16 protein-coding genes, 1 tRNA gene and 1 pseudogene are annotated in these 19,351 nt (G+C 60.3%); 10 read left to right on the plus strand and 8 right to left on the minus strand.

The window, feature by feature from the left end:
- Window positions 1-325: 325 nt before the first annotated feature.
- Window positions 326-402, minus strand: a tRNA-Val gene (locus CGA21_RS04020).
- A gap of 183 nt (window positions 403-585) precedes the next feature.
- Between CGA21_RS04020 and CGA21_RS04025 the strand changes: the two genes are divergently transcribed.
- On the plus strand, window positions 586-1,869 hold the full coding sequence (locus CGA21_RS04025) for an NAD(P)/FAD-dependent oxidoreductase (protein ID WP_110753898.1): 1,284 nt from the start codon (window positions 586-588) through the stop codon (window positions 1,867-1,869).
- A 63-nt stretch (window positions 1,870-1,932) separates the two neighbouring features.
- Here CGA21_RS04025 and CGA21_RS04030 read toward each other — a convergent pair whose 3' ends face one another.
- Both CGA21_RS04030 and CGA21_RS04035 read right to left on the minus strand, forming a co-directional pair.
- Window positions 1,933-2,367, minus strand: a complete 435-nt coding sequence (locus CGA21_RS04030; protein WP_020800379.1) for a DoxX family protein — start codon at window positions 2,365-2,367, stop codon at window positions 1,933-1,935.
- 103 nt (window positions 2,368-2,470) lie between these two features.
- A complete protein-coding gene (locus CGA21_RS04035) occupies window positions 2,471-3,892 on the minus strand; it encodes a transglycosylase SLT domain-containing protein (RefSeq protein ID WP_188263582.1) in 1,422 nt (473 codons plus the stop codon).
- Window positions 3,893-4,128: 236 nt separating this feature from the next.
- On the opposite strand from CGA21_RS04035, the gene CGA21_RS04040 reads away from it, so the two are divergent.
- Window positions 4,129-4,935, plus strand: coding sequence for a TatD family hydrolase (locus CGA21_RS04040; RefSeq protein ID WP_188263583.1), 807 nt, complete (start codon window positions 4,129-4,131; stop codon window positions 4,933-4,935).
- Between the two features lie 36 nt (window positions 4,936-4,971).
- On the opposite strand, the gene CGA21_RS04045 is transcribed toward CGA21_RS04040, so the two are convergent.
- On the minus strand, window positions 4,972-6,201 hold the full coding sequence (locus tag CGA21_RS04045) for an acyl-CoA dehydrogenase (protein ID WP_033041303.1): 1,230 nt from the start codon (window positions 6,199-6,201) through the stop codon (window positions 4,972-4,974).
- 163 nt (window positions 6,202-6,364) lie between these two features.
- Between CGA21_RS04045 and CGA21_RS04050 the strand changes: the two genes are divergently transcribed.
- The 3 genes from CGA21_RS04050 to CGA21_RS04060 all read left to right on the plus strand — a co-directional run bounded on the left by CGA21_RS04050 (window position 6,365) and on the right by CGA21_RS04060 (window position 8,946).
- The gene (locus CGA21_RS04050; RefSeq protein WP_110753905.1) at window positions 6,365-7,294 is read left to right on the plus strand and encodes a LysR family transcriptional regulator; all 930 of its coding nucleotides are present in this window, start codon (window positions 6,365-6,367) and stop codon (window positions 7,292-7,294) included.
- Window positions 7,295-7,501: 207 nt separating this feature from the next.
- Complete coding sequence (locus CGA21_RS04055) at window positions 7,502-7,903, plus strand: MerR family transcriptional regulator (RefSeq protein WP_110753907.1); 402 nt, start codon at window positions 7,502-7,504, stop codon at window positions 7,901-7,903.
- A 143-nt stretch (window positions 7,904-8,046) separates the two neighbouring features.
- Entirely contained in the window at window positions 8,047-8,946 is a 900-nt protein-coding gene (locus CGA21_RS04060; RefSeq protein ID WP_188263584.1) for a hydroxymethylglutaryl-CoA lyase, read from the plus strand.
- Window positions 8,947-9,333: 387 nt separating this feature from the next.
- Here the strand turns inward: CGA21_RS04060 and CGA21_RS04065 are convergent, their stop codons facing one another.
- Together CGA21_RS04065 and CGA21_RS04070 are read right to left on the minus strand one after the other, a co-directional pair.
- Window positions 9,334-9,540: a hypothetical protein gene (locus CGA21_RS04065; RefSeq protein WP_158539265.1), complete on the minus strand. Its 207-nt coding sequence runs from the start codon at window positions 9,538-9,540 to the stop codon at window positions 9,334-9,336.
- Between the two features lie 22 nt (window positions 9,541-9,562).
- On the minus strand, window positions 9,563-11,260 hold the full coding sequence (locus CGA21_RS04070) for an AMP-binding protein (protein WP_188263585.1): 1,698 nt from the start codon (window positions 11,258-11,260) through the stop codon (window positions 9,563-9,565).
- A gap of 309 nt (window positions 11,261-11,569) precedes the next feature.
- On the opposite strand from CGA21_RS04070, the gene CGA21_RS04075 reads away from it, so the two are divergent.
- The 4 genes from CGA21_RS04075 (at window position 11,570) to CGA21_RS04090 (ending at window position 17,240) form a co-directional block, all read left to right on the plus strand.
- Entirely contained in the window at window positions 11,570-12,733 is a 1,164-nt protein-coding gene (locus tag CGA21_RS04075; protein ID WP_008031893.1) for an isovaleryl-CoA dehydrogenase, read from the plus strand.
- Between the two features lie 12 nt (window positions 12,734-12,745).
- On the plus strand, window positions 12,746-14,353 hold the full coding sequence (locus CGA21_RS04080; RefSeq protein ID WP_188263586.1) for a carboxyl transferase domain-containing protein: 1,608 nt from the start codon (window positions 12,746-12,748) through the stop codon (window positions 14,351-14,353).
- Between the two features lie 116 nt (window positions 14,354-14,469).
- Window positions 14,470-15,285, plus strand: a complete 816-nt coding sequence (locus tag CGA21_RS04085; protein WP_110753919.1) for a gamma-carboxygeranoyl-CoA hydratase — start codon at window positions 14,470-14,472, stop codon at window positions 15,283-15,285.
- The gene (locus tag CGA21_RS04090) at window positions 15,285-17,240 is read left to right on the plus strand and encodes an acetyl/propionyl/methylcrotonyl-CoA carboxylase subunit alpha (RefSeq protein ID WP_110753921.1); all 1,956 of its coding nucleotides are present in this window, start codon (window positions 15,285-15,287) and stop codon (window positions 17,238-17,240) included. The genes CGA21_RS04085 and CGA21_RS04090 overlap by 1 nt, the downstream gene beginning before the upstream one ends.
- A 39-nt stretch (window positions 17,241-17,279) precedes the next feature.
- On the opposite strand, the gene CGA21_RS04095 is transcribed toward CGA21_RS04090, so the two are convergent.
- On the minus strand, window positions 17,280-17,918 hold the full coding sequence (locus CGA21_RS04095; protein ID WP_188263587.1) for a LexA family protein: 639 nt from the start codon (window positions 17,916-17,918) through the stop codon (window positions 17,280-17,282).
- Window positions 17,919-18,047: 129 nt separating this feature from the next.
- Between CGA21_RS04095 and CGA21_RS04100 the strand changes: the two genes are divergently transcribed.
- Window positions 18,048-18,389 (plus strand): DUF6124 family protein, encoded by a 342-nt coding sequence (locus tag CGA21_RS04100; RefSeq protein ID WP_188263685.1) that lies wholly within the window; start codon window positions 18,048-18,050, stop codon window positions 18,387-18,389.
- A gap of 408 nt (window positions 18,390-18,797) precedes the next feature.
- Here the strand turns inward: CGA21_RS04100 and CGA21_RS04105 are convergent.
- Window positions 18,798-19,237 (minus strand): annotated as a pseudogene (locus tag CGA21_RS04105) (gamma-glutamyltransferase); the annotation flags it as partial.
- Window positions 19,238-19,351: the final 114 nt, after the last annotated feature.

Genomic DNA, 19,351 nt, shown 5'->3' on the forward strand with positions numbered 1-19,351 from the left:
TCGTCCATTGAAGCAAAAGGCAAATGGACAGGTACGCCGCAAAGAACTTGATCGTCGCCCGCCTCCCCATCGTCACTCTCCCGCCTCAGTGAACCCACGAATAGTCCGCTCGCCTGTCCTGCTTTGATGCAATTGGTTGCAGGCAGTTCAATGCGAGACGAATTGCTTTTCATTTGGGCTTGGCGGGATTGAAGCAGATCAGTAATGCGGGGGGCTTTGGCGCTTTGGGTGCGAGTTTTGAAACCACGGCTCAAATCCCGGACAACAAAAAAGGGCCCACCTTTCGGTGAGCCCTTCCAGACCGCCCAGCAGAGCGGATTTTGTTTGGTAGGCGCGATTGGACTCGAACCAACGACCCCCACCATGTCAAGGTGGTGCTCTAACCAACTGAGCTACGTGCCTGCTGTGAGGCGGCATTCTACGGAATTCCGGGAGGGTGTCAACACCTTTTTTCGAGCTAACCCTATGAATATGCAAAATATTTAATTTTGCTGCGATGAAGAAGATTTTCCGGTGGCTGGCGGCGGTTTTTCAACTCGGGTAGGATCGACGCAATCGTTAAATTTATTAAACAGAGGCTGCAGGATGGCGAACACCCCTTACCCAGAGTCCTATTACGCCGCTTCGGCCAATGCGGTGCCGCCGCGCCCGTCTTTGCAAGGCGAGGTCGAGACTGATGTCTGCGTGATCGGCGCCGGTTACACCGGACTGTCCTCGGCGTTGTTCCTACTGGAGCACGGTTTTCGGGTGACGGTGCTGGAAGCGGCCAAGGTGGGTTTCGGTGCGTCGGGGCGCAACGGTGGGCAAATCGTTAACAGCTACAGCCGCGATATCGATGTGATCGAGCGCAGTGTCGGCCCCCGGCAGGCCCAGATGCTGGGGCAGATGGCGTTCGAAGGTGGGCGGATCATTCGTGATCGGGTGGCCAGGTACAACATCCAATGCGATTTGAAGGACGGCGGCGTGTTTGCCGCCATCACCGCCAAACAGATGGGCCACCTGGAATCCCAGAAGCGTTTGTGGGAACGATTCGGGCACACGCAGTTGGAGTTGCTCGACCAGCGCCGCATTCGCGAGGTCGTGGCGTGCGATCAATACATCGGTGGCATGCTCGACATGAGTGGCGGGCACATCCATCCGCTCAACCTGGCGCTGGGCGAAGCGGCGGCCGTGGAGTCGTTGGGCGGCACCATTCATGAGCAGTCGCCGGCAGTGCGCATTGAACGCGGAGCCAGCCCGGTCGTCCACACGCCGCAGGGCAAAGTCAGGGCCAAGTTCATTATCGTGGCGGGCAACGCCTACCTGGGCAACCTGGTTCCGGAGCTGGCGGCCAAATCGATGCCTTGCGGCACCCAGGTGATTACCACCGAGCCCTTGGGCGAAGAGTTGGCGAAAAGCCTGCTGCCCCAGGACTATTGCGTCGAAGACTGCAACTACCTGCTCGACTATTACCGCCTCAGCGGCGACAAGCGCCTGATTTTCGGCGGCGGCGTGGTGTATGGCGCACGGGACCCGGCGAACATCGAAGCAATCATACGTCCGAAGATGCTCAAGGCGTTCCCGCAGCTCAAGGATGTGAAAATCGACTACGCCTGGACCGGAAATTTCCTGCTCACCCTGTCGCGTCTTCCTCAGGTCGGAAGACTGGGCGACAACATTTATTACTCCCAGGGCTGCAGCGGCCACGGCGTCACCTACACGCACCTGGCGGGCAAGGTCCTGGCCGAGGCATTGCGCGGTCAGGCGGAACGTTTCGACGCCTTTGCCGACCTGCCCCACTATCCGTTCCCGGGGGGACAACTGTTGCGCACCCCGTTTGCTGCGCTGGGTGCGTGGTACTACGGATTGCGCGACAAACTCGGGTTCTGATGCGCCCAAAAAAAATGCCCGTATCTGCTGATACGGGCATTTTTTTATCTGCTCACAAAGCCGTTACCCAGCGATGGCGCGGTCCGCCGACAGTTTGCCAGCCCCTTCGATCAGTACCGCAATGCTGCCACCGAGCAACGCCAGGGCGAATTCATAGCCGTTGTTGGCCATGAACAGGCCGTTGCTGATATGAACCGTAAAGATCGCCACCAGTGAAAGGAAGGTCAGGCCCAATGCTGCCGGACGTACCAGCAAGCCGATGATCAATGCCAGGCCGCCGAAGAACTCGGTACCGCCCGCCAGCGTCGCCATCAGGTAGCCCGGTGTCAGGCCGATGCTTTCCATGTACTGCGCGGTGCCCGCCAGGCCATAGCCACCCAATGCCCCGAAGAGTTTTTGCGAACCGTGGGCGGCGAAGATGATGCCGACGACAATCCGCAAAACGGTCAGGCCGTAGCCAGCGCGGGTAAACAGTACCTTGTTGATCAGTGTGCTCATGCTGTGTCATCCCTAAAGAGTGTGTGTTGGTTGGCCGCTATATTAATCAGTAAATCTCATGTTAAAAGCGCAAATAATCCGCCATAACAATCAGTTTATTCGATCATTTACGAAGGGCAACTTTTTGCCCCTGGGGCTCCAACGACTCCCGCTCCCGATCGAACGCCAGGTAATACTTGTTCACGCTATTAACATAGCTGACAGGTCCCATTCCCACCTGCTCCATGGCGATGCGCTCCACCTGGAAAAACCACTGGTTGGGGTTCAACCCGCGACGCCTGGCTTCCGCGCGCATCCCTTGCACCCGCTCCGGGCCGATGTTGTAGGCCGCCAGCACAAAGGCCATGCGCTCGCGCTCATTGAGCTTGGGACTGGCAAAGAACTTGCGGCGGATCATCGCCAGGTACTTGGCCCCGGCCTGCACATTGGCATCGAGTTCATGGATGTTGCTGACGCCCACCCGCTGCGCCGCTGACGGTGTGATCTGCATCAGGCCGGTTGGCGCACCGCCACTGCGTGCCGAAGGCTGCAGGCCGGACTCCTTGAACGCCAGCGCCGCCAGGTTCAGCCAGTCCATGTCCTGGGCGCTTGCATGTTTCTGCAACACCGGCCGCAGCTTTTCCAGGCGCTGGCGGTCAGCCTTGGCCAGGGGATAGTGGACCTGGTACTGGCGTCGATAGATCCGCAGGAACGCGGCATCCTGGTCCGACGGCTTTTTATAGCCTGCCAGGAAACGATCGATGCTGGCGCGCAGCATTGACGCATCGCGGCGCACGAACCAGAACTCTTCGCCTGGATCGCTGATGAGCACCTGGCGATCGACCCGCAATTTCGGCAGGATCTTGCCCCAGCGCTCGGCGATTGGTTGCTCGACGATGGTCAGGTGAAATATCCCGCCCTGGACCATCTCCAGCACATCCTCGACCGCCAGGCTCGGGTCGACCCACTCGATCTTGACCGGCGGCAATTTGTGCAGCGCCAACTTCTGATTGATCTGGTTGATGGCGTCACCGGCGGCGCTGCCGTTGGGCAACGCCAGGGTTTTACCCGACAGTTGTTCAAGACGGGTATAGCGACGTTCGCCCTTGATCCCCACCAGCACCAACGGGATGTTACTGGCCACCGGCTCACTGCTGCTGACGGCGAAGCCTGGCTGCAAGTCCAGCAACTCGCCGGGAGCCACAAGGTCGCCCTCCCCACGCTGCAATGCGCCGAGCAGTTGATCCTTGGCTCTGGGAATGATCTTGAGGGTGATTTCCTGGCCGTCGCGGGCGTGACCGTTGAGGTATTGCTCGAAAGCACGCAAGCGATGGTATTCGACGCCGATGGCCTGGCCCTGGACTTCGCCGGAGCTGTTACGGCTCTGGTTGACCAGCACGCGCAGCACACGGCTGCTGCGGATGTCCGTCAGGTCACGCACCTTGGTCGCCGGTACGGCTTGCAGCGGCCCGGGCAGACGCGCAACCGCCGACATCGGCAGCAGCAGCGAGCAACACAGCAGTAGCAAAACCGAGGGACGAATCATCCACTCTCCGCAAAGAATTCAGGTCGACTGCATGAATGGCTTCACGCAATCAAGCGACAGAAACAGAGCGCCCTGAAGCGCTGGCAACGCGCGAAAGACTGGCTTAATGATGGCCGTGCCACCACCCAGACTTCTTCGCGGCATTAAGAGACAGCGATAACCTGTTGTAGTTCTTGGCTTTTCTTATAAATCCCGGGCTCTGGTATGCTTTGCGGCCCTGGGCCCGAGGTAGCACCATGCAACTCATCGATATCGGCGTCAACCTGACCAACCCCAGTTTTGCCGACAAGCACCAGGCTGTACTGGACCGCGCCTATGCCGCCGGGGTCTGCCAATTGGTGCTCACCGGCACCAGTGTCGAGGGCAGTGAGCAGGCACTGGAGTTGTGCCTGCAACTGGACGAAACAGCGCAACGGCTGTTCGCCACCGCCGGCGTTCATCCCCACGCGGCCAGCGACTGGAATGCCGACAGCGCGCGTCGCCTGCGCAGCCTGCTGAAGGAAGCGAACATCGTGGCGATCGGTGAATGCGGCCTGGATTTCAACCGCGATTTTTCACCGCGCGCACAACAGGAGAAAGTCCTCGAAGAACACCTGGCGCTGGCGGTAGAACTGCAAATGCCAGTGTTCCTGCACGAACGCGATGCGAGCCAGCGGCTGCTGGAGATCCTGCGCGACTACCGCGATCAATTGCCGGCCGCCGTGGTGCATTGCTTCACCGGCGAAAAGAAAGCCCTGTTCAGTTACCTGGACATGGATTTGCACATCGGCATCACCGGCTGGATTTGCGATGAGCGCCGGGGTACGCATTTGCACCCGCTGGTCAAGGAGATCACGCGTGGGCGGTTGATGCTGGAGAGCGATGCGCCATACCTGTTACCGCGCAGTCTTCGCCCCAAACCGAAAAACGGTCGCAACGAGCCGGCGTATCTGACGGAAGTCTTGCGTGAGGTGGCCTTGCACCGCGGGGAAAGCCAGGAAGACCTGGCCGCCCACAGTACGGCATGCGCGCGGGCGTTCTACGGGCTGCCCAGCGTGGATTGAGTGCGGGCCCGAACCGGGCCCGCTTCAGATGCCGTCCTAGTGACTGCTGCGCAACATTTCCTTGGGCACGTACTTGCCGATCTCGAACTTGCCGATGGCCGCGCGGTGCACTTCATCCGGACCATCCGCCAGGCGCAGGGTGCGTTGCATGGCATACATATAGGCCAGCGGGAAATCGTTGGACACCCCTGCCCCGCCATGGATCTGGATAGCCCGGTCGATCACGCGCAAGGCCACGTTTGGCGCCACTACTTTGATCTGCGCGATTTCACTCTTCGCCACTTTGTTGCCGACGGTGTCCATCATGTACGCCGCCTTGAGCGTCAGCAGGCGAGCCATGTCGATCTCCATCCGCGAATCGGCGATCTTGTCGATGTTGCCGCCAAGGCGCGCCAGGGGTTTGCCGAACGCGGTACGGTTCACCGAGCGTTTGCACATCAGCTCCAGCGCACGCTCCGCCATGCCGATAGAACGCATGCAGTGGTGAATCCGGCCCGGGCCAAGACGACCCTGGGCAATTTCGAAGCCGCGCCCTTCACCCAACAGGACGTTTTCGTACGGCACCCGGACATTTTCAAACAGCACTTCAGCATGGCCGTGAGGTGCATCGTCATAGCCGAACACGGGCAACGGACGCACGATCTTCACGCCAGGGGTGTCCACCGGAACCAGAATCATCGAGTGCTGCGCATGGCGCGGTGCGTCGGGGTTGCTCAGGCCCATGAAGATCAGGATCTTGCAACGCGGATCGCACGCGCCGGAGGTCCACCATTTCTTGCCGTTGATGACCCACTCGTCACCCTGGCGCTCGGCACGGGCGGCCATGTTGGTGGCGTCGGAGGACGCAACGTCTGGTTCGGTCATGGCGAACGCTGAGCGAATCTCACCGCGCAACAAGGGTTCGAGCCAGCGTTGTTTCTGTTCTTCGTTGGCGTAGCGCACCAGTACTTCCATGTTGCCAGTGTCTGGCGCCGAGCAGTTGAACGGCTCAGGCCCCAGCAGCGAACGCCCCATGATTTCCGCCAGCGGAGCGTATTCAAGGTTGGTCAGGCCAGCGCCGAGCTCGGACTCAGGCAGAAACAAATTCCACAGGCCTTGAGCCTTTGCCTTGAGTTTAAGTTCTTCCATGATCGCGGTCGGCTGCCAGCGGTCGCCCTCGGCGACCTGACGCTCGAATACCGCTTCGGCGGGATAGACATAGGTGTCCATGAACGCGGTCACGCGCTCACGCAGTTCTTGCACCTTGGGCGAATAAGCGAAATCCATGGGCAGCTACCTTCTTGCGGGAGGTTGTTTAGGTCATGCAATCGATGCTAGAACAGCCATGAAAATTTACCTAGCCTATTCTCGGCGTGTATAAACATTCATCACCGATATATGATCGACTGATAGCCAAGGCTACCGTCCACACAATAAGAGAGCCGCGTAAATGAATCTGAGCAAGGTCGACCTCAACCTTTTTATCGTCTTCGACGCGATCTACACCGAAGCCAACCTGACCCGTGCTGGCCAGATCGTCGGGATTACCCAACCTGCGGTGTCCAACGCGCTGGCCCGGCTGCGCGAGACCTTCAACGATCCATTGTTCGTGCGCACCGCCCAAGGCATGGTGCCAACACCCATGGCGCAAAACATTATCGGCCCGGTGCGCAACGCGCTGTCACTGCTGCGCGTTTCGGTACAGGAAAGCCGCATCTTCAATCCATTGCAGGCGGTCAAGACCTACCGCATCAGCATGACCGACCTCACTGAAGCCGTGATCCTGCCACCGCTGTTCCAGCGCCTGCGCCGCCTTGCGCCGACGGTCATCATCGAAAGCTTTTTGTCCAAGCGCCGCGAGACCACCAAGGAACTGGCCGCGGGCCGACTCGACTTCGCCGTGGATGCACCGCTCAACACCGACCCGCAGGTGCGTCACGTCAAGTTGATGGAGGATCGCTACGTGTGCGCCATGCGCAAAGGGCACCCGCTGGCGGGCAAGGAAAAATTCACCCTCGATGATTACCTGGGACTGACCCACATCCACATTTCCAGCCGTCGCAGCGGCCTGGGTTATGTCGACCTGGCCCTCGGCAAAATGGGCATCCAGCGCAAGATCGCCCTGCGCTCCCAGCATTACCTGATGGCCTCGCAGGTGCTGCAGCAGACCGACATGGTCATGACCGTGCCGGAACGCTTCGCGCGCCGCAACGATTTGCACGCCTTTTATCTGCCGGTCAACGATGTGCCCCCGGTGGAAACCCACCTTTACTGGCACGAAAGCACTGACCAGGACCCGGCGAACCGCTGGATGCGCGAGCAGATGATCGAGTTGTGCCAGCAGGTGACGGCGCAGGAGCGCAAGCTGGAGAAGGTGTAGGACGCTGGACCGCAGCGTCTTCTTCGCGAGCAGGCTCGCTCCCACATTGGATCTCCAGTGAACACAATAATTTGTGTCAGCCAGCGATCCCCTGTGGGAGCGAGCCTGCTCGCGATGGGGCCAGCAAGGACACTGGAAAACCCTGCCCCTTGACGTAAACGTCAACCTGCCATTAGCTTAGCGCCATGACCTTTTGCGAGCGCGCCCATGAGCAGCCAGACCTACAGCATTTCCGACCTCGCCCGTGAGCTCGACATCACCACCCGGGCCATTCGCTTCTATGAAGAACAAGGTTTGCTCAGCCCCGAGCGACGTGGCCAGGAACGCATCTACTCACCCCGCGACAAGGTCAGCCTGAAGTTGATCCTGCGGGGCAAGCGTATCGGCTTTTCCCTGGCCGAGTGCCGCGAGCTGATCGAGCTCTACGATCCTTCCAGCGGTAACACCAAGCAACTGCACAGCATGCTGGCGAAAATCACCGAGCGTCGAGAACAGTTGGAACAGCAGATGCTGGATATCGAGCAGATGAAGCTGGAGCTTGATACGGCTGAAGAGCGCTGTGTGCAGGCGCTAGAACAAACCCTCAAGAATCAGGAATCGGTTCAATAGATCCACACAAATCGAATGTGGGAGCGGGCTTGCTCGCGAATGCGATTTGTCATTCAACATTGATGTGGGCTGAACTGACGTATTCGCGAGCAAGCCCGCTCCCACATTAGCTCACCGCTCACCCAATACTTCAGGTGATTCTTATGTCCCTACCTACCCACGTACGCATTGTCGAAGTCGGCCCTCGCGACGGTTTGCAAAACGAAGCCCAACCCATCAGCGTTGCCGACAAGGTGCAGTTGGTCGACGCACTGACGGCGGCGGGCCTTGGCTATATAGAAGTCGGCAGTTTCGTCTCGCCCAAGTGGGTGCCGCAGATGGCGGGTTCCGCCGAGGTGTTCGCGCAGATCCAGCGTAAACCCGGCGTGACCTATGGCGCTCTCGCCCCCAACCTGCGCGGCTTTGAAGATGCCCTTGCCTGCGGGGTCAAGGAAGTCGCGGTGTTCGCCGCGGCGTCGGAAGCGTTTTCCCAGCGCAACATCAACTGCTCGATCAGTGAAAGCCTGGAGCGATTCGTCCCCATCATGGAGGCCGCCAAGCAGCATGGCGTCAGCGTGCGCGGCTACGTGTCCTGCGTGCTGGGCTGCCCCTATGAAGGTGACGTCGCACCCGAGCAAGTTGCACGGGTCGCACGGGAGCTCTATGCCATGGGCTGTTACGAGGTGTCGCTGGGCGACACCATCGGCACCGGCACCGCGGGCGCCACGCGCAAGATGTTCGACGTGGTGTCGGCCGATGTGCCACGGGACAAACTGGCCGGGCACTTCCACGACACCTACGGCCAGGCCATGGCCAATATCTACGCCAGCCTGCTGGAAGGCATCTCGGTGTTCGACAGCTCCATCGCTGGCCTCGGTGGCTGCCCATATGCCAAGGGCGCCAGCGGCAACGTCGCCACCGAGGACGTGGTTTACCTGCTTAACGGCCTCGGGATCGAAACCGGAATCGACCTGGATGCGCTGATCCAGGCGGGCCAGCAAATTTGTACCGTGCTGGGGCGCCCCACCGGCTCCCGTGTGGCGAAGGCGCGCAGCGCACAGTAAGTGTGCGGGTGTGTCGAGGTGTTACCGCAGACACGAAAGCGTGGGCACAAGCGAGTAACACGGAAACAAAATGTAGGGTTTTCCCTGAGGCCGAAAACCCTAGAAAAACCTAAGTTGCTGTTTTTAAAGGATTTTTAAAAGTTGGCACGGCTTCTGCTATATCTATCGCATAACAAGAATAAAAAAATTGCGGCAAACCCAATAAAAACAAGACGTAACGACTCTGACATAACAAAAACAACACGGCAGAGACGCAGCTAACAGATTTTTTTGGAGAGGATGTGCTTTTCAGGGTGCTTTTCGAAGTTACCCGCAACCGGGCAGAGAACAATAAAACTACCTTCAGGTAGCTCCCGAACTGGTTGGATCGCTAAGCGAAAAAGTAGATCAGCGCTCAAAAAAATACGTTTGCTCTTGATCCCGGATGGGGATCGACAAAAACAGCGGTAAAGGGCCACGGTTACCAAAAACAAAAACAAACCGCCCCTCAATAATAAAAAAAGAGCACGCGCAACGAAAATTAAAGGGGAGCTTCGGCTCCCCTTTGTGCTGTCTGGCATTCACGATTTCACCGCCCCTTGTAGGAGCGAGCATGCTCGCTCCTACAGGTTAATCATCAGCCCTGCTTGCTACGCAGCTCCTCGATGCTGATCTCGCGCATGCGGAATTTCTGGATCTTGCCGGTCACGGTCATTGGAAACTCGTCCACGAACTTGAAGTACCGCGGTGTCTTGAAGTGCGCGATGCGCTCCTTGCACCAGGCTTGCAGCTCCTGCTCGGTGGCACTATGGCCGGGGTGGAACTTGATCCAGGCAACGATCTCTTCGCCATAACGCGAACAAGGAATGCCGATCACCTGCACATCGGCCACCGCCGGGTGGGTGAAGAAGAACTCTTCCAGCTCGCGCGGATAAATGTTCTCGCCACCACGAATGATCATGTCCTTGTTGCGCCCGGCGATGCACACGTACCCCTCTTCATTCATGCTTGCCAGGTCACCGGTGTGCATCCAGCCGGCCTGGTCGATGGCTTCCGCCGTACCTTGCGGGTTGTTCCAGTAGCCGAGCATCACACTGTAGCCGCGAGTACAGAGCTCACCGATGGTGCCACGGGGCACCAGATTGCCCGCTTCGTCGATGATCTTGCTTTCCAGCTGTGGCTGGGTACGGCCGACAGTGGTCACACGCAACTCGAGGTCGTCCGAGGGACCTGTCTGCAAGGACACCGGGCTGGTTTCCGTCATGCCATAGGCAATCTGCACTTCGCTCATGTGCATTTCATTGATCACCCGGCGCATGACCTCGATAGGGCAGGTCGCCCCGGCCATGATCCCGGTGCGCAGGCTCGACAGGTCGAATTCGGCGCGTTGTGGCTGGTCGAGCATGGCGATGAACATGGTTGGCACACCGTAGAGCGCGGTGGCTTTTTCTTCGGCGACAGTGCGCAGGGTCAGCAGCGGGTCGAACGCGTCGTTGGGGTAAATCATGGTGCTGCCATGGGTGATGCAACCGAGGTTGCCCATGACCATGCCGAAGCAGTGGTACAACGGCACCGGGATCACCAGCCGGTCGACGGCGCTCAGGCCCAGGCTTTCGCCGACCATATAGCCATTATTGAGAATGTTGTAGTGGCTGAGGGTCGCGCCCTTGGGGAAGCCGGTCGTACCGGAGGTGTACTGGATGTTCACCGCCTGATCGAAGTGCAAGCTGTCTTGGCGTTCATGCAATTGCTCGACCGATACGCTGTCCGCCAGCCCGGTCAGTTGCGACCAGGGCAGGAAACCCTTCGGCGGCTGCGCGTCGACGCTGATCACACCGCGCAGTTCCGGCAGGCGTTCACTGTGCAATTGGCCGACGACTTGCTCCGCCAGCTCCGGCACCAGGCCCTGCAGCATGGCGTGATAATCGGAGGTCTTGAAAGCCCCGGCGCTGACCAGCCATTGGCAACCGGACTGCTTCAACACGTATTCGAGTTCGGAACTGCGATAGGCTGGGTTGATGTTGACCAGGATCACGCCAATTTTCGCGGTGGCCACCTGTGTAATGCACCACTGGGCACAGTTAGGCGCCCAGATGCCGAGGCGGTCGCCGGCCTGCAGGCCCAGCGCCAATAACGCCCGGGCATGCAGGTCCACCGCATCGGCCAATTGTCGCCAGGTGTAGCGCAGCTGTTGATGGCGCACGACCAGCGCTTCCCCGTCGGGGTACTTTGCCACGGTGTTGTCGAACGCCTGGCCGATGGTCATCGCCAGCAAGGCTTTGTCCTGGGAACCACGGGTGTAACTGCGTTGCGGGCTTGCACTGGGTTGATCCATGACGACCCCTATTGTCTTTATTGATGGGCTACCGACGGATACCTGTAGGAGCAGCCGGTCGACGCTCGAATGCTCGCGAAAGTCGTCAACAATAACGCGTGCTTTCTGAATAAACGCTTCAGCCTTGCGTTCATCGCGAGCATTCGAGCGTCGACCGGCTGCTCCTACAGGAACCTGCCTCTACTCTCGCTCAAGTTGACGTTAACGTAAAGGGCGATTGACAGCCATTCGTCACAGGTTTACGTTAACGTAAAGGTGAGAGCCAAAGCACTGCCCTCCCCGCCCAACAAAAAAGCCAAAAGGTGACCCATGAGCTACCCATCCCTGAACTTTGCCCTCGGTGAAACCATCGACATGCTGCGCGATCAGGTCCAGTCCTTCGTCGCCAAGGAGATCGCCCCGCGCGCCGCTCAGATCGACATCGACAACCTGTTCCCCGCTGACCTGTGGCGTAAATTCGGCGACATGGGCCTGCTGGGCATTACCGTGCCGGAAGAGTACGGCGGTGCCGGCCTGGGCTACCTGGCGCACGTGGTTGCGATGGAAGAAATCAGCCGCGGCTCGGCCTCTGTAGCCCTGTCGTACGGCGCGCATTCCAACCTCTGCGTCAACCAGATCAACCGCAATGGCAACCACGAACAGAAATCCAAGTACCTGCCCAAACTGATCAGCGGCGAACACATCGGCGCCCTGGCCATGAGTGAGCCGAACGCCGGTTCCGACGTGGTCTCGATGAAGCTGCGTGCCGACAAGCGCGGCGATCACTACGTGCTCAACGGCAGCAAGACCTGGATCACCAACGGTCCGGACGCCAACACCTACGTGATCTACGCCAAGACCGACCTGGAAAAAGGCCCTCACGGCATCACCGCCTTCATCGTCGAGCGCGACTGGAAAGGCTTCAGCCGCAGCAACAAGTTTGACAAGCTCGGCATGCGCGGCTCCAACACCTGCGAGCTGTTCTTCGATGACGTCGAAGTGCCGGAAGAAAACATCCTCGGCGTACTTAACGGCGGCGTGAAGGTGCTGATGAGCGGCCTCGACTACGAACGCGTCGTGCTTTCAGGCGGCCCGACCGGGATCATGCAGGCCTGCATGGACCTGATCGTGCCGTACATCCACGACCGCAAGCAGTTCGGCCAGAGCATCGGCGAGTTCCAACTGATCCAGGGCAAGGTTGCCGACATGTACACCCAGCTCAACGCCAGTCGCGCCTATCTTTATGCCGTCGCCCAGGCCTGCGAGCGTGGCGAAACCACCCGCAAGGACGCCGCCGGCGTGATCCTCTACAGCGCCGAGCGCGCCACGCAAATGGCCCTCGACGCGATCCAGATTCTCGGAGGCAACGGCTATATCAACGAATTCCCGGCCGGTCGCCTGCTGCGTGACGCCAAGCTGTACGAAATCGGCGCGGGTACCAGTGAGATCCGCCGCATGCTGATCGGCCGCGAACTGTTCAACGAAACCCGCTAAACGGAGCTGTCCATGGCTATCCTGCATACCCAGCTCAACCCCCGTTCGGCGGAGTTCGCGACCAACAGCGCGGCGATGCTCAAACAGGTCGATGCCTTGCACACCCTGCTTGCCCAGGTGGCACAAGGTGGCGGCCCGAAAGCGCAAGAACGCCACACCTCCCGGGGCAAGCTGCTGCCGCGCGAGCGCATCAACCGCCTGCTCGACCCGGGTTCGCCGTTCCTGGAAATCAGCCAGTTGGCGGCCTACGAGGTGTACGGCGAAGACGTTCCCGCCGCTGGCGTGATTGCCGGGATCGGCCGCGTGGAAGGCGTCGAATGCATGATCGTCGCCAACGATGCCACGGTAAAAGGTGGCTCGTACTACCCGCTAACAGTGAAAAAGCACCTGCGCGCCCAGACGATCGCCCAGCAGAATCGCCTGCCGTGCATCTACCTGGTGGATTCCGGCGGCGCCAACCTGCCGCGCCAGGATGAAGTGTTTCCAGACCGTGAGCACTTCGGGCGGATCTTCTTCAACCAGGCCAACATGAGCGCCCAGGGCATCCCACAGATTGCCGTGGTCATGGGCTCCTGCACCGCGGGCGGTGCCTATGTGCCGGCCATGGCCGACGAGGCCATCATGGTGCGCGAGCAAGCAACCATCTTCCTCGCCGGCCCACCGCTGGTCAAAGCCGCCACGGGCGAAGTGGTCAGCGCCGAAGACCTGGGCGGGGCCGATGTGCACTGCAAGATCTCCGGTGTGGCCGACCATTACGCCGAAAGCGACGAACATGCCCTGGCCATCGCCCGCCGCAGCGTTGCCAACCTCAACTGGTGCAAACTCGGCGAAGTGCAGCAACGCGCACCGATCGCCCCGCTCTACGCCAGCGACGAACTGTACGGCGTGGTCCCGTCGGACGCCAAGCAACCGTTCGACGTGCGTGAAGTGATTGCACGGCTGGTGGACGGTTCGGTGTTCGACGAATTCAAAGCGCTGTTCGGAACCACGCTGGTATGCGGTTTTGCCTACCTGCATGGTTACCCGATCGCCATCCTCGCCAACAACGGCATTCTCTTTGCCGAAGCTGCACAGAAAGGCGCGCACTTCATCGAGCTGGCTTGCCAGCGCGGCATCCCGCTGCTGTTCCTGCAGAACATCACCGGCTTCATGGTCGGCCAGAAATACGAAGCCGGCGGCATCGCCAAGCACGGCGCAAAACTGGTGACCGCCGTGGCCTGCGCCAAGGTGCCGAAGTTCACCGTGATCATCGGCGGCAGCTTCGGCGCCGGTAACTACGGCATGTGTGGTCGGGCCTACGATCCACGTTTCCTCTGGATGTGGCCGAACGCGCGCATCGGCGTGATGGGTGCCGAACAGGCAGCCGGCGTGTTGGTGCAGGTCAAGCGCGAGCAGGCCGAGCGTGGTGGTCATGGTTTCAGCGCCGAGCAGGAAGCCGAGATCAAGCAACCGATCCTCGACCAGTACGAAGAACAGGGCCACCCCTACTATTCCAGCGCTCGCCTGTGGGATGACGGCGTCATCGACCCGGCCCAGACCCGCGATGTCCTGGCACTGGCCTTGTCCGCGTCGTTGAACGCGCCAATCGAACCGAGCCGCTTCGGCGTGTTCCGGATGTGATTTTTTTGTAGGAACGGGCTTTTGTGGCGAGGGGATTTATCCCCGTTCGATTGCGCAGCAATCGCCACCAATCGTGAGCAAGCCCGCTCCCAAAAAGACCGTGGAGACGGATGAATATGAGCGACTTCAACACCCTCGAACTGCTGACCGACCCCCGTGGCTTTGCCACGCTGTGGCTCAGTCGTGAAGAAAAGAACAACGCCTTCAACGCCGAAATGATCCGCGAACTGATCCTCGCCCTGGACAAGGTGGCCAGCGATGCCAACCTGCGTTTCCTGCTGGTGCGTGGTCGCGGCAAACACTTCAGCGCGGGGGCCGATCTGGCCTGGATGCAGCAATCGGCTGAGCTCGATTACGCCACCAACCTCGACGACGCCCGCGAGCTGGCAGAGTTGATGTACAACCTCGCCAAGCTGAAAATCCCGACCCTGGCCGTGGTGCAAGGCGCGGCGTTTGGCGGCGCCCTGGGGCTGATCAGTTGCTGTGACATGGCCATCGGCGCCGATGACGCGCAGTTCTGTCTGTCGGAAGTGCGTATCGGCCTGGCACCGGCCGTGATCAGCCCGTTCGTGGTACAAGCCATGGGTGAGCGCGCCACCCGACGCTATGCCTTGACCGCCGAGCGCTTCGGCGGGCAGCGGGCACGGGAGCTCGGCCTGTTGTCGGAGAGTTACCCGTCAGCCGAGCTGGAACAGAAAATCGAACAGTGGATCGACAATCTGCTGCTCAACAGCCCGGCGGCCATGCGCGCCAGCAAGGAGCTGCTGCGTGAAGTCGGCGACGGCACGCTGACGCCGTCCCTGCGTCGCTACACCGAGAACGCCATTGCCCGCATTCGCGTCAGCCCGGAAGGCCAGGAAGGCCTGCGCGCCTTTCTGCAAAAACGTCCGCCGAGCTGGCAAGCCGCAACCACCACCAAGGAGCCGCGTTGATGAGCGCACCCGTCCTCACTACCCTGTTGGTGGCCAACCGCGGCGAAATCGCCTGTCGGGTAATGCGCACTGCCAAAGCCTTGGGCCTGACCACCGTGGCTGTGCACAGCGCCACCGACCGCGATGCCCGACACAGCCGTGAAGCCGATATCCGTGTCGACCTCGGCGGCAGCAAGGCCGCCGACAGTTACCTGCAAATCGACAAGTTGATTGCTGCCGCCAAGGCCAGCGGTGCCCAGGCGATCCATCCCGGCTACGGTTTCCTCTCCGAGAATGCCGGGTTCGCCCGCGCCATCGAAGCCGCTGGCCTGATCTTCCTCGGCCCGCCCGCCTCGGCCATCGACGCCATGGGCAGCAAATCCGCGGCCAAGGCCTTGATGGAAACCGCCGGCGTGCCGTTGGTACCGGGCTATCACGGTGAAGCCCAGGACCTCGAGACCTTCCGCGATGCCTGCGAACGTATCGGCTACCCGGTGCTGCTCAAAGCCACGGCCGGTGGCGGCGGCAAGGGCATGAAAGTGGTCGAGGACGTCAGCCAACTGGCCGAAGCCCTGGCCTCGGCGCAACGCGAAGCTCAATCGTCGTTCGGCGATTCGCGGATGCTGGTGGAGAAGTACCTGCTCAAACCCCGTCACGTTGAAATCCAGGTATTCGCCGATCAACACGGCAACTGCCTGTATCTCAACGAACGGGACTGCTCGATTCAGCGTCGGCACCAGAAAGTCGTCGAAGAAGCGCCGGCGCCCGGCCTGAGCCCGGAACTGCGCCGCGCCATGGGCGAAGCGGCCGTGCGTTCGGCACAGGCCATCGGTTACGTCGGTGCTGGCACGGTGGAATTCCTGCTGGATGCGCGCGGCGAGTTTTTCTTCATGGAGATGAACACCCGCCTGCAGGTCGAACACCCGGTAACCGAAGCCATCACCGGCCTCGACCTGGTGGCCTGGCAGATTCGTGTGGCCCGCGGCGAAGCCTTGCCGATGACCCAGGACCAGGTGCCGCTGAACGGTCACGCGATTGAAGTGCGCTTATACGCCGAAGATCCGGCCAACGACTTTTTGCCCGCTACCGGTCGCCTGGAACTGTATCGCGAATCCGCGCCAGGTGCGGGTCGCCGGGTGGACAGCGGCGTTGAAGAAGGCGATGAGATTTCGCCGTTCTACGACCCGATGCTCGGCAAGCTGATTGCCTGGGGTGAGGACCGTGAGCAGGCGCGCTTGCGACTGCTGGCCATGCTCGACGAATTCGCGATTGGCGGGCTCAAGACCAACATCAACTTCCTGCGGCGAATCATCGGCCATCCGGCGTTTGCCCAGGCCGAACTCGATACCGGGTTCATCCCCCGTTACCAGGAACAGCTATTGCCACAACCTGCGGCACTCAGCGACGCGTTCTGGCAAGCCGCCGCCCAGGCATTCGCCCAGAGCCTGCACAGCCCATCGCGCAGCGATGACCCAAGCTCGCCATGGGCTATTGGCAACGGTATGCGCGCCGGTTTGCCCGCGCAAATCACCCTGCACCTGAGTTGCGAGGGCCAGGATCGCGCGTTGACGCTGGGCAACCCCCAATCCCACAGCGCCCGACTCAAGGGCGAGCAGTTGCTGACCGAGCACGAAGGCGTACGTCGCCAGCACCGGGCGATCCGCCGTGGCGACTTTGTCTACCTGCAATGGGAAGGCGAACTGCGCCGCATCGAGACCTACGACCCGATCACCGCCGTTGAAGCCAGTCACGCCCATCACGGCGGGCTCACCGCCCCCATGAATGGCAGCATCGTACGCGTGCTGGTAGAGGCCGGGCAATCGGTCGAGGCCGGGGCGCAACTGGTGGTGCTGGAGGCCATGAAGATGGAGCACAGCATCCGCGCACCCCACGCCGGCGTGATCAAGGCGCTGTATTGCCAGGAAGGCGAGATGGTCAGCGAAGGCAGTGCGCTGGTCGAACTGGAAGAAGCCTGACAGGCAGGCCGGCCCTGCGCATGACGCGGGCCGGCCTGGCTAGAACTTCACGGTTGCCTGGACCACCACGCCGATGATTCGGCACTCGTCGGTGAACAGGCTTTTCGGGTAGGTCGGATTGAGCGGGACCAGGTAACGCTGCCCGCCCTCTTCGCTCAATTTACGAAAAATCGCCTCGCTGCTGTCGGGCCATTGCGCGATCACCAGCTTGCCCGGCACCGCGTCCACATCCGGGTCCACCAGGATCAACATACCCTCGGCAACGCTGGGGCCGCTGGGAGCGGTCATGGCATCGCCAACCACCGTCAGCCAGAACGCCGCGCCTCGAGCGTGGTAGTCAGACAGTTCGAAACGGTACGGCGCCCGCTCGCCATCGCGCACCCGCACGGTGTCCCGCCAGTCACTGACCGGGTAGCGAAAGTACGGGTTGTACTTTTGCGTCAGGCAGACCTCATCGTCCTGTTCCTGCCCAGGTTCGCGAATCACCAGCGTCACTTCGAGAAAATCCAGGCCCAGGGCCTGCAGCACACGATTCATGTCGTCGATGCCGGGCTGACGGCGTTTTGTCAGCCAATGACCGATGCCCCCCTGGGACATCCCGAGGCGGTCGGCGAGTATTTCCTGAGTGATCTTGAGTTCACTCATCTTGGCCTTGACCAAGGCTATCCATTTATCCATGTGCGGCACGATACGTGGCGCGACTCGCCCGACAAAACACAAAATGTAGTATTAATAAAATTGTCATAAATACATAACGTATTAGGATGAATGAACGGATCTGAATTTATCACGGAGTTCGCCTTGACCATGAACCTGCCCAGCAACGACTTGCCCGACATGCACATCGATACCTCCCTCCACTCACCCCAGGGATCTGCCGCCGCACAGCGAGCACTGGATTACTACTTGAAACCAGCTGTTTCAGAGGAGCCGTCACAGGAGCGTCTCTTCGACGTAAACCGCAACATCAGCATCGAGGAAGCCCTGGTGCATGCTTCGGGACTGCTACGGTGCGCTGCCGCCACCGCCTACGAGTCAGCCAATCACTTGCACGGGGCACATCGGGACCTGGCGCTCTCGACCGTGCACATGATCGATATGGCAAAGGCCATGGTGAACCGCTCCCTGGAGGGCGGCCAGAAAGGCTAGTTTGGAGGAGTATTGGGACAGAAGGACAGGAAAGAATTTTCCCGACGCGCAGTCAAAATCGTTTGACTTGCAAACGAGAATGATTATTATTGCACCAACTGATCGCGAGATCAGTCGATGGCCCAGGGACCTTAGGTCGGTCGCCTGGACTATCTCCTCATCAGGCTAATCACGGTTTTTGACCCGGCTTTTGCCGGGTCTTTTTTTGCCAGTTTTCTGGCTTATGGCTTCAGGCTAATGAAGTCTTGATGTGTCGCAAATTCGATGGCGCGGATCATATCAAGCAATATTAGTTGGCAAGGGAAGCCTTCTGTCGAGGAGGCAAACTAATGGCAAATAGCACTTGAGAATCAATCGCATAATCTCTAAGCTGCGACGGCGTCAAGGAAGACGCCCCCCCTCAGCCTATCAATACACGGCTATATGCGAGTCCGCTCGCGGCTCGGTCCCGCCACACAGTAAACCGGAGTCAGGATCGCGCAGGATGATCTGGCCTCGCCCGTAACTCGTGCGATCGCACACCACCTCGACTTCGTGCCCACGCCGTGCCAGTGCCGCCGCCATGTCTCGCGAGGCGTCCTGCTCGATGCCGACATTTCGCCCAACCACTGCCAGCGCGGGGCGTCCAGGGCCGCTTGCGGGTTAAGCCCGAAATCCACCAGGTTCATGACCATCTGCACATGCCCCTGGGGCTGCATGTAGCCACCCATCACGCCGAAAGGCCCCAGCGCTTCACCGTCCTTGCTGAGAAACCCGGGGATGATGGTGTGGAAGGTCGTTTTGCCGGGTGCCAGGCAACTGGCGTGACCTGGATCAAGACTGAATTCTTCACCGCGGTTTTGCAGGGCTGACCTTGATCGGCTCGACCCACTGGGCCCGGTAGTCTTGCAGATCACTGGCGCACAGATAGCCGCCGGTGGCGCGCGAATGGGCGTCCAGCCATGCAACGGCATTTTTTCATG

The organism is Pseudomonas sp. PSB11 (assembly GCF_014596605.1).
Taxonomy (GTDB): domain Bacteria; phylum Pseudomonadota; class Gammaproteobacteria; order Pseudomonadales; family Pseudomonadaceae; genus Aquipseudomonas; species Aquipseudomonas umsongensis.